Annotated in this window: 7 protein-coding genes and 1 pseudogene; 2 read left to right on the top strand and 6 right to left on the bottom strand. The window is 53.1% G+C overall.

What is annotated here, in order from left to right; genetic code table 11:
• Both ABF463_RS09340 and ABF463_RS09335 read left to right on the top strand, forming a co-directional pair.
• Positions 1–471, top strand: a pseudogene (locus tag ABF463_RS09340) (hypothetical protein); the annotation flags it as partial.
• Positions 472–1456: 985 nt separating this feature from the next.
• A complete protein-coding gene (locus tag ABF463_RS09335; protein WP_415533343.1) occupies positions 1457–2464 on the top strand; it encodes a peptidylprolyl isomerase in 1008 nt (335 codons plus the stop codon).
• A 214-nt stretch (positions 2465–2678) separates the two neighbouring features.
• Here the strand turns inward: ABF463_RS09335 and ABF463_RS09330 are convergent, their stop codons facing one another.
• The 6 genes from ABF463_RS09330 to ABF463_RS09305 form a co-directional block, all read right to left on the bottom strand.
• Positions 2679–3398 (bottom strand): 16S rRNA (uracil(1498)-N(3))-methyltransferase, encoded by a 720-nt coding sequence (locus ABF463_RS09330; protein WP_415533342.1) that lies wholly within the window; start codon positions 3396–3398, stop codon positions 2679–2681.
• Positions 3399–3402: 4 nt separating this feature from the next.
• Positions 3403–4368, bottom strand: coding sequence for a 50S ribosomal protein L11 methyltransferase (gene prmA / locus ABF463_RS09325; RefSeq protein WP_415533341.1), 966 nt, complete (start codon positions 4366–4368; stop codon positions 3403–3405).
• Between the two features lie 204 nt (positions 4369–4572).
• Complete coding sequence (locus tag ABF463_RS09320) at positions 4573–6924, bottom strand: methyl-accepting chemotaxis protein (protein ID WP_415533340.1); 2352 nt, start codon at positions 6922–6924, stop codon at positions 4573–4575.
• A 273-nt stretch (positions 6925–7197) separates the two neighbouring features.
• Entirely contained in the window at positions 7198–8886 is a 1689-nt protein-coding gene (locus ABF463_RS09315; protein ID WP_415533339.1) for a [FeFe] hydrogenase, group A, read from the bottom strand.
• Positions 8887–8889: 3 nt separating this feature from the next.
• On the bottom strand, positions 8890–10764 hold the full coding sequence (gene nuoF / locus ABF463_RS09310; RefSeq protein WP_415533338.1) for an NADH-quinone oxidoreductase subunit NuoF: 1875 nt from the start codon (positions 10762–10764) through the stop codon (positions 8890–8892).
• Complete coding sequence (locus tag ABF463_RS09305; protein WP_415533337.1) at positions 10761–11243, bottom strand: complex I 24 kDa subunit family protein; 483 nt, start codon at positions 11241–11243, stop codon at positions 10761–10763. Before ABF463_RS09305 ends, nuoF begins: the two co-directional genes overlap by 4 nt.
• Between the last annotated feature and the right edge of the window lie 63 nt (positions 11244–11306).

Below are 11306 nucleotides of genomic sequence, written 5' to 3'. Positions count from 1 at the left end.
GCTCAAGGCGACATCGGCCCAACTGGGCCACAGGGTAACATTGGTCCCACCGGACCGACCGGAGCTACAGGCCCAACAGCCATTGCGTCCTACGGATCTGTCATGAACAATACTCCATTAACGATCAGCACAGGGGGAATCCTGACATTCAATACGATTGTATCACTAAACAATACTACCTTTGATATTGCCACATCAACTATGACGCTGGGCACACAACCGTATTATCGGGTCGCATTTGGCGTGGTGGTTCAATCCTTCACAGGGACCCCCTCCTTGGAAATGGTTCTCAATGGGGTAGGAAGCGGTGTCTATCTGCCTATTAATCACGAGGGTGGCGTATCGATCGACTATATTTCATCATATGTGCCGAACAGCACCATACAGTTCGTTGTTCAGGGTGGTAGCGTAACATTACAATCTCCTGGCGGATACAATGCGTATCTCACGGTATTTGGATTTATTATGTAATTGAAGCGCGTGATAGTCGTTGCAAAAAAATACAACCGTGTGTTTTGAAAAGGGCAACGCTGCTTCACGTGAGTAGGAGCATAAGGGAGAGATGCCTGGAAGCCAGATTAACATCTCTTAATTTTCCTTATACAACCGGCCCAACAGGAACCACCGGACCTGGCGAAGCCGCAGGCTCTACCGGCGCTACTGGGCCTGCCGGAGAACCCGTTCTGGCTTTTGGATCTTTAAGAGGAAACAGTGTGGAGGCACCTGGAACAACGTTTACCCCCGTACCTTTCAGTATCGTTGGCCCTTCAGCCGGAATCACGGTCAGTCTGTCGGGCAATGGATTAGTGGCAGGAGATGAAGTGGGGCAAATATTCGTACAGACTTTCCTGCTCTAGGTTATATGAACCGATCTTTAACTGTGTTTCTGTTGAGTAATTAAAACGATGTGCAATATCAATTAAATCTGTCCCGGCAGCAAGGTAAAGCATTAGACCTGTTTTCTGATTTCCCAATATAAGCAGCACTAAAAGTACAGCGAATGGGCGCCAAAAGGTGCAGCACTTGTCAACACGAAAATATAGACGAACAGAGCTCTGGAAATGCTGCACTTCCGGAGCTCTTTTGCTGTATACAAAGGCCCTCTAACAGCGCCGGTATATCGTCTCCGACAATCGGGATAAAATCATCAACCAGTGCCGAAACAGCAGTAGAACGATAAAAGCATGGCGTGAGAACAAGGTGTCAAGGAAAATTTCTATGGTGGGCGTGTTGAAAAAGGAGTGCAGATAGAGCAGAAAAGTAGTAAAATAGAAGAGAAAGGCTGGAGGCAAGGCGATATGGGAATAAATTGGGTGGAAATGGTGCCATTAGAGGGTTTCGTGCGTCGGAACCAATATCGTACAGATGATCGAAAAGCGGCAATCGATTACAAACAAAACGGACATACTTGCAAAGTATACTATTAAATAACGTCTGAATTACTGGGAGGATCTTTATGAAAAAGCGTTGGATCAAAGCCTCTGCTTTCCTGCTTGCCTGCGTGCTCGCAATTGGCATGACCGGCTGCGCAAACACCTTGTGGGTGATGAAAACAAACACAATCACCGTACCAACCGGTGTCTATCTATATTACCTGCTGACCGAAAAGAGCAACGCACAGTCGAAGATGTCCTCCAGCGCTTCGGCAAGTTCGTCCACGTTTAACTGGTCTAAAAAGATTGACGGGAAGGATGCCAAGACATGGGTCGTCGATCAAGCCACGAAAGACACCCGCGAGCTGTTGGCGGCCGAGTCGCTCTGCGCGCAGAAAAAAATTGCGCTGAGCGCCGATGAAAAATCCCAAGTGACCTCTTATGCGCAGAACATGATGAGTTCTTACACGGTGCTGGCCAATAACGGCATTGCCCAGTCTTCTCTGGAACGGGCGCTGGCCTATTCTGAATATCTAAAAGACAAGCTGTTCAATTCCTATTATGCGGCTGGCGGCTCAGAAGCGGTTTCAGACGCCGACTTGAAAGATCATTACATTAAAAATTTCGTACAGATCAAACAAATCTTTTTCAATACAAATGATGACAGCGGGGCCGCTCTGCCCACTGCGCAGCAGCAGGCCAAGCAGAAAAAAGCCAACGATGTGCTGGGGCAGATCAGCGCCGACCGCTCCAATTTCAACACATTGATGACCGCCAACAATGAAGACCCCGGGATGCAAAGCAACCCCGACGGCTATGTGTTCGGCAAATCCCAAGATTTCGTGCAGGTGTTCAAAGACGCATCGTTCTCTATGAAAGTAGGGGACATAAAGCTGATTAAGTCCAGCATGGGATATCATATTCTATACAAAGTAGCGCTTGATCCATCCAAATTTGATTCGGTCAAATCGGATGTATTGACGGATATGAAGGACCCCGCATTTTTGAAAATGCTGGACAATTACAAAGGGATTACGACCAACAACAGTACCATCAACCGCTACAATCCTAAAAATCTGAAAAATTCCTAATCCGCCTTTTGCCTTTCTGGCCAAAACCAAGGGATGTTGCAAAACAGCTTTACAGGAAAACATCGCACAAAAATGCGTCTTGATTGGACTTCAAAAGCCCTTTCAAGGCGCATTTTCATGAAATAAATACTATGGCTTTGTGCAGACTGCATCGCAAATTCATTTTGCAACAGCCCGCTTTTGTGACCGTCTGCGCAAAGACCCGTATGGAATCTCACAGGTTACCGGTCGCATACATGACGACTGAAAGCACGCACAGCGGCGCAGTCTCGGTGCGCAGGATACGCGGCCCCAGCGTACAGATATGCGCACCGGCACGCACGGCCAGCGCCACCTCTTCGTCTGCAAATCCGCCCTCTGGACCGATGCAGACACCAATCTCCCGCGCGCCGCTCCATAAGTCACGATGCGTGTCGCCTCCTTTCTCATAAAAGAGGATACCGCGTTCCATCTGTCCCAATTCCTGCACGGCTTCAGTAAATCCCATTGTGTCATCCACACGCGGCAATTTCCCGCGCCCGCTTTGTTTGGCAGCCTCGAGTGCTATTTTGCGCCAGCGTTCTGTTTTTTTTGCCATGACGGCCTTGTCCGGGCGAGAAACACAGCGCGCCGTCAATACCGGCACAATGCGGGATACCCCAAGCTCCACACTTTTCTGCACAATCAATTCCATCTTGTCCGCCTTGGGCAACCCTTGGAACAGTGTGACATGAACCGTGGGTTCCGCAACAGTGGGGCGCTGTTCCAGCACACGCAGATCTACCGCATCTGATTTGGCAGAAAGAATCTCGCACAGATAATCGCTGCCCGCAAGATCGCAGACGGTTATCTGTTCACCGGGCCGCATCCGCAGCACACGCGCGATATGCACAGCATCGGGACCGGTGATGCGGGCCGTCGCCGCGTCCACCTCCTGTGTGAAAAACCGCGGCATATCATCACCCCCTTTTGCAGCACAGGCAATGCCAACCCTTTTCCTGGTTTTCCTCGAACAACTGCAGCTTGTTCTGCGAAAGTGCCTGCGCCACCTCGTCTCGCCGGCTGTCGATAATACCGGAGGTAATCAGTACCCCATCGGCGCTCATCACACGCGGAAAGAACGGAGCCAAACCAATAATGACATCTGCCACAATATTGGCAAACACCACGTCATATCCGGTTCCCACACGCTTGCGCAGCACATCGTCTGTCAGCACATCCCCTGTGTAGACCGACAGCGCATCCGGTGCAATCCCATTGAGCGCCGCGTTTTCCAACACGGTATCCTGTGCAATGGGGTCTATGTCTACCGCCGTCGCTTCTTTGGCTCCAAGCAGCAGGGAAATCAGTGACAAAATGCCGCTCCCACATCCAAGATCAAGCACCCGTGTGCCTTTTCCCACATGGCGCTGCGCCGCCTGTATACACAGACGGGTGGTCTCGTGCGTACCGGTACCGAATGTCATCCCCGGATTGATGGAGAAAACCGTATATCCCTGCATATCATGCGGCAGTGTCTCCCACGCGGGCCTGATGAGCACATTACCCACGAGGGTCGGCTTAAAGTACTGTTTCCAGTTATTCGCCCAGTCCTTTTCCGAAACAGAATCCGTGGAAAGTTCCAGCCGCCCATATGCATGAGCGGTATTCTGTGCGCGCAGCGCGTCCATCTCGCTGCGAATGACCTGCACTGCCTGCGGCATTTCGCTCACAGGCAAATAGACTTTTACTTTTGTTTCGCCCGCCATTTTCTGACGCAGGTCATCATCAACATAGTCCCAATACTGATGATTATCTTCCAAAAACTCGTTAAAATCGGTTTCGTCTTCAATCTCCACACCGGTCAGTCCGATACGGTAAAGCCGCCCTGTGACCGCTTCCAGGCCCTCGTGGGTGGTGAAAATCGTCACTTGTATATAATCCATTTATATTGTTACCTCAAATAACCTTTTCTTTTGATTATACCTGTCCACAAGCAGACAAACAAGTACAAATCCAAAAAACATCCGTTCACCGGTCGTATACGCGGTATCCAACATCTGTACACTCTGTTTTAATGCACAAACAGGGATCGGACGTGTCAATCGCCCGATCCCTGTTCGGAATGCATTGGAAAATATGCCCACTACTCAAACGGATTGTCTCTGCAATTGGAATGCCGCCACCATTTGCAACAGGGTATCGGCCTGTCCGGAAAGTTCCTCGCTGGAAGCTGCACTCTCCTCCGCAGTGGCGGAGTTATTCTGCACAACACCGGAAATCTGTTCCAGTCCCTGATCGATCTGAGAGATGGCTGTGGCCTGCTGATCCGACGAACTGGAAATGTTGCCCACCAGATCGTTCGTCTTCTCCACGCTTTCCGAGATTTTGCCGAGTGTTTCCGCCGTTTCATTCGCGATGATTTCGCCGGTTTTCACCTTGGAAACAGACCCCTCAATCAGTTCGGTCGTCTGCTTGGCAGCCTTGGTGCTTCTGGCCGCAAGGTTGCGCACCTCCTCAGCAACCACAGCAAACCCTTTGCCATATTGACCTGCCCGTGCCGCTTCCACTGCCGCATTCAATGCGAGAATGTTGGTCTGGAATGCGATATCGTCGATCACCTTGATGATCTTGGAAATATTGGACGATGATTTGCCGATCTCCTGCATTGCGTTGAGCATCTGTTCCATTTTTTCGTTTCCATTCACCGCCTCGGTCTGCGCGGAGGCTGCAAACGCACTGGCTTGTGCCGCATCGGCAGCATTTTGCTTCGTCTGCGCGGCAATCTCCGCGACCGAAGCCGTCAGTTCCTGCAAGGCGCTTGCCTGCTCGGTCGCGCCCTGGGAGAGCATTTGTGCGGATTCGGACACCTGACCGGAACCGGCGGATACTTCCTGCGCCGAACTCTGGATACTGGTGAGGAGCGCTTGAATCGACGTGATGGTCGCGTTCAGCGCATGTTTGATTTTGGCATGATCCCCTTTATAATCGCCGGTCATTTCCACTGCCAAATTGCCGTTTTGCATTTCGCTCAGCACCTCTGCCGCTTCCTGCATCGGCTCAATAACCACGTCGAGTAAACGGTTCAATCCTTCTATCAAATACTTCCAGTCGCCACTGAACTGCTCCGCATTGCCACGCTCGTTAAGCCGTCCATTTTCAGACGCAATGATCAACTGCCCGATTTCCGCGTTTACATTCTTCAAATCACTGCGCAGACCCTCTATGGTTTCATTGATGAATGCCTTTTTCCCCGGGAACTGTTCCAATTCGGCCTCAAAATTACCCTGCGCAAATTGCTGGACGCAAGCCATTGCTTTCTTCTTTACCGAAATATGACTTTTGACCATGCGGTTAACGCCGTCCGCCATGGAGGCATATGCACCCTTAAACTGCTCCACAGGGATAAATGCGTCCAAATCGCCCGCGTCCTGATCCGTGGACATATTGTTCATTGCGGTGATAAACGCGTTGATATTGGCCCGCAATTTTTCAATCGTATCGCTGATGAACACCTTTTTTCCGGGGAATTGTTCCAAACCCGTCTCAAAATTGCCCTCCGCGAACTGCTCCACACAGGCCATTGCCTTTTTTGTGACGGCGATTTGGCTCTGCACCATGTTATTGACGCCCTTCGCCAAATCGGCGTAGACACCTTGAAACGCGTCAACAGGCATGAGTGCGTCTACATCGCCCGCGTTTTGCTGCTCGGACATTTTTTGCATGTCATTAGCAAAGAGCCAAAGGGTATGCTTCAACTGCGTAATACTATCGCCGACCAGGTTTGAATTTACTGACCCGTCGAAAACCGACATGTCAAAACTGCCTTCTGCAAGTTCTGCCACGCAAGACAACGACTGCTCACGGGCCTCCACGTGTTTTTGAATCATGGCATTGACATCTCTGGCGATAGCCGCAAATGCCCCTTCAAAATGATTCTCCACCACAAACGCAGACAATTCACACTGCTGCTGTTTTTGGGACATGGCGGCAATCTCTGATTGGAGCGCCTGTATCGTGCAGGCCGCTTGGCGCAATCCTTCAGAGAACGGCTGCCGCACAGGCCCATCCGCCAAAAGCTCCTGCAAATCCCCTCGTGCAAGCTGCGCAACAGCAACCGCCTGTGCATGGCTAGTGGCGGCGATGCGCTCTAATGCCGCCGTCAATGTGCCATATGTATCTCCCGCACGGTTTTCAAATTGCATATCTGTATCGCCGCGTGCAAGCTGCTCGGCAGCCTCCACGATCACGCGTAGCCGCTCCGCCTTTTCTTCCGCTTTTCGCCGGTCACGTCTGGCGACAATCAGAACAGAAATCGCCAGCACTGCCAAGACGACAGGAATATTCCATAGCAGCATCCTCTGGCCACCGGCCTTGTCCCCCAATACCGCCAAAAGAACGCTGACGATATCTACAATACCAATCAGCGCACCGATAAACACAACTGTTTTTAGTGCCCCCTGCGCCATTGAGGAGGGCTGTTCTTTTTCATTTTGTTTCATTCCAGCAAAACCCTTTCGTTCATGTATCATTGTCTGGATGTTGTAAGGATGGAGAATAAGGGCGTGTAGTAGTAATGAATCTATTTCACATTATATTGTATTCAATCAAAAAAATCCATGGCTTTTTCTTTACAAAAAACAATAATTTCTTTGCCCTGCCTCATAAAAAAGGATTGCGACAGGCAAACAGGCCGGATGCAAACACATCCAGCCTGTTGTCAAAAAGGGGCTTTAAAGAACCCCATCTATGCTTTTATAGAGATAAGCAGACCCTCAGTGATGATTCCGATGGAGCCTGTGATGATCTTCTCCAAGGATATTGCCGTAGACCGTGGAAAGCACCGGATTTTCCTGCGAACGGCGTATCTGCGTTTCACTGTCCGCATGGTACAACCCTTTAGCACGCGCGACGCGCGTCTCTGCCGACTGTGGCCCCGGCTGCCCGCCGCCGCCGATGCAGCCGCCGGGGCAGGCCATCACTTCCACAAAGTCATACTGCCGTTCTCCTGCCTGCATCTGCCGAATCAACCGTTCTGCGTTGCTCAGGCCGTGCACGACGGCCACATGCACTTCTCGTCCGTCTATCGTAGCCGATGCTTCCTTTACCCCGTCCATGCCGCGAACACCGGTGAACGCCACCCGCTGGAGCGCATCATAATCGTCGTCAACAGACAGGTTCCGCAATACCGCTTCGGTGACGCCGCCGGTCACGCCGAAAATCACACCGGCACCGCTGGTCAGACCAAACGGCATGTTGGTTGCTTCCGGCTCAAGCGAGAGGAAATCAATGCCGCTTTCTCGAATCATGCGCGCAATCTCCTGCGTGGTCAGCACGACGTCGATATCGTTTCCCGTTTCGGCAATCATCTCGTCCCAGCCGGCCTCAATTTTTTTGCTGGTACAAGGCATGACCGCCACACTGAACGTTTTTTTGCCATCCTTCGCATCCTTGTCCGTGAAATAATCGCGCAGCACCGCGCCGAACATTCCCATGGGCGACCGGCAGGAGGAAATATTGCCGGCAAGTTCGGGGTGCCGGTTTTGGGCATAGGTCACCCAACCGGGGCAGCAGGAAGTGAACATGGGAAATTTGCCGCCGTTTTGCAGGCGATCCAGCAATTCCGAGCCTTCTTCCTCCACCGTCAAATCGGCGCCCAGCCCGGTATCGTACACCTCATCGAAACCGAGCATCCGCATGGCGGCGACCAGCTTGCCAAGGTTTACATCGCCGGGTTTCATATCAAATTCCTCGCCGATAGCCACCCGGACGGCAGGCGCAATCTGTGCCACCACACGGACATTCGTGTCTTGCAGCGCATTCCATACGGGTGCAGTGTCGTCCCGCACCGTAATGGCGCCGGTGGGACAGACACTTGCACATTGTCCACAGCCCACACAGCCTACTTCGCCAAGGCCTTTGTGGAACGCCGTGGTAACTTCCATATCCGAACCGCGGTAAGCGAACGCCAGCGCACCCACGCCCTGCACTTCGGAACACATGCGCACACAGTCGCCGCAGAGGATGCATTTCTGCGGGTCACGCAGGATCGCCGGGCTGCTGGTGTCCTGCGGCAGGGGGCGCACCTCCTGCGGAAAGCGCACTTTGCGCACGCCAAAGCGCAGTGCCAGCTCCTGCAATCTACATGCACCGCTCTTTTCGCAGGTGGTGCAGTCGCGGTTGTGGTTGGAAAGCAGCAGTTCCAGAATCATGCGGCGGTATTTGCGCAGCCGGTCCGTGTTGGTGTGGATTTCCATCCCGGCTTTGGGCGGGGTAGAACAAGCGGCCATTGTACGGCCGCGGCTGTCCTCCACTGTGCACATACGGCATGCGCCATACACGCTCATACAGGAATAATAGCAGAAGGTTGGCAGGTCGATGCCTGCTTTACGCACCACTTCGAGCAGGTTCTTTTCGTTGTCCAGTTCGACCCGGCGGCCGTCGATTACGATACTCTCCTTCATGCTTTACGCCTCCTCGATTGCGTGGAACGGACAGCTTGCGATGCATGCACCGCATTTGATGCATTTCTGGGTGTCGATGGTGAACGGCGATTTGATTTTACCTGAAATCGCGCCCACCGGACAAATGCGGGAACATTTACTGCACCCCTTGCAGGCCTCGGGATCAATGACATAGATGCTCATGGCTTTGCAGGTGTGCGTGGGACATTTTTTATCGCGCACATGGGCGACATATTCGTCACGGAAATACCGCAGGGTGCTCACCACCGGGTTGGCTGCCGATTTGCCCAGACCGCAGAGCGCGGTGTTGCTGATGGTGTCCGCCAGTTCCTCAAGCATATCGAGGTCCTGCATCTCGCCCTTGCCTTCCACGATACGGTTAAGGATCTCCAGCATCCGGCGGGTACCCTCGCGGCAAGGCACACATTTGCCGCAACTCTCGTTCTGCGTAAAATTCATGAAGAAGCGCGCCACCTCCACCATGCAGGTGTCTTCGTCCATGACAACCAACCCGCCGGAACCGATCATTGCACCCACTTTTTTGAGCGAATCGAAATCCAACGGCAAGTCAAGATGCTCAGTGGTCAAGCAGCCGCCGGACGGGCCGCCAATCTGCACCGCCTTGAATCCTTTTCCGCCCCGGATGCCGCCGCCGATGTCAAAGATAACCTCGCGCAGCGTGGTGCCCATCGGCACTTCAATCAGGCCGGTGTTGTTGACATTGCCGGAAATGGCAAACACCTTGGTACCCGGGCTGTTTTCAGGCCCGATGCCGCGAAACCATTCGCCGCCGTTTTGCACAATACGCGCTACGTTCGCGAACGTTTCCACATTGTTCAGCACGGTGGGGCGGCTCCACAGGCCATGTTCGGTGGTGCGGGGCGGCTTAACGCGCGGCATCCCGCGTTTGCCTTCGATAGAGGCGGTAAGCGCGCTGCCTTCGCCGCAGACGAACGCCCCCGCGCCGCGGTTGACCTGAATATCGAACGAGAACCCGGAGCCGAGGATATCCCCACCCAGCAGCCCGCAGGCCCGGGCGGCATCAATGGCTTTGTTCAGCCGTTCCACCGCCACGGGATATTCGGCGCGCACATAGATGTAACCTTGTGTTGCTTTGGTTGCATAGCCCGCAATCAGCATGCCTTCCACAACGCTGTGGGGGTCCCCCTCCATGACGCTGCGGTCCATAAACGCGCCCGGATCGCCCTCGTCACCGTTGCAGACCACAAATTTGACTTCGTCGGGGCGTGACAGTACCTGTTCCCATTTGCTGCCCGTTGGATATCCGCCGCCGCCGCGCCCGCGCAGGTTGGACAGCTTGATGAGCTGACAGACCTCCGCCGGCTGCATGGTGAACAGCGCTTTCCGGAGCGCCTGATAACCGCCCATGGCGATGTATTCGTCAATGGATTCAGCGTCGATATCGCCGCAATGGTGGAGCACCAGACGGGTCTGCCGGCTGTAGAACGGGATGTCCTCCTGCTTGGCAACGGTCTGTTCGCCTTCTTTGTAGAGCAGTCGATCCACCGGTTTGCCGCCGAACAGTGTGGTTTCAGCGATTTCTTCGGCATCGCCGGGTTGGACGCGCAGGTAAAGGTATCCAGCCGGCTCGATGCGCACAATCGGGCCCATCTCACAGAAACCATGGCAGCCGCTCTTGTGGATACCGATGCCGTGTTCCGGTTCTTTTTCCATACAGATGTCCACCAGCAGACCCTTTTCGGCCACAATGGCGCGCAGCCTGTCGTACAGCTCCAGCGAGCCGCCCGCCAAACAGCCTGTACCTGCGCAGACGGACACGCGCATTCGCTGTTTGTCCATCACTTCCCCCGCCTGACGGGCAAATACATCCAATTGCTCCGCTGTTTGCAGTCTCATTCTTTTGCCTCCCCGCGCAAGCCGCTCACTACCTCAAGCGCCGATTCCGGCGTCATCTTCGGGTGCACATGGTCATTCACAGTCATTACCGGCGCCAACCCGCACGCACCCAGACAGGACACCGTTTCCACCGTGAACAGGTTGTCCTCTGTGGTGGGCTTTTCTGCGCTCACCCCTAAGTGTTCGCGCAGGGCATTCAGGATGGGAATAGATTTACGCACATGGCAGGCCGTTCCGTCGCAAACTTTAATGACATACCGACCTTTGGCGGTCAGTGAAAAGTTCTTATAAAATGTAGCAACGCTGAAAATTTCTCCTTCGGATATGCCTGTGCGTTCCGACACACGTGTCAACGCGTCCCCAGGCAGGTAGTGACATGCTTCCTGAATTTCTTCCAGAATGGCAATCAATGCCGACGGAGAAGCATTATGTCTGTCCACGATGGCATCCACCGTTGTAACAGTCTGTTCTATGGTCATAAAATCGTTCCTCCTTTTTACTGCGATAAAGCAAATATTAGCAAACATTACACAGAAATAGTT

The sequence above is a fragment of the Ethanoligenens sp. genome (assembly GCF_047718355.1).
Lineage (GTDB): Bacteria > Bacillota > Clostridia > Oscillospirales > Ethanoligenentaceae > Ethanoligenens.
Note: the sequence above shows the minus strand (reverse complement) of the source record. Positions and strands in the feature narration are given on the sequence as shown.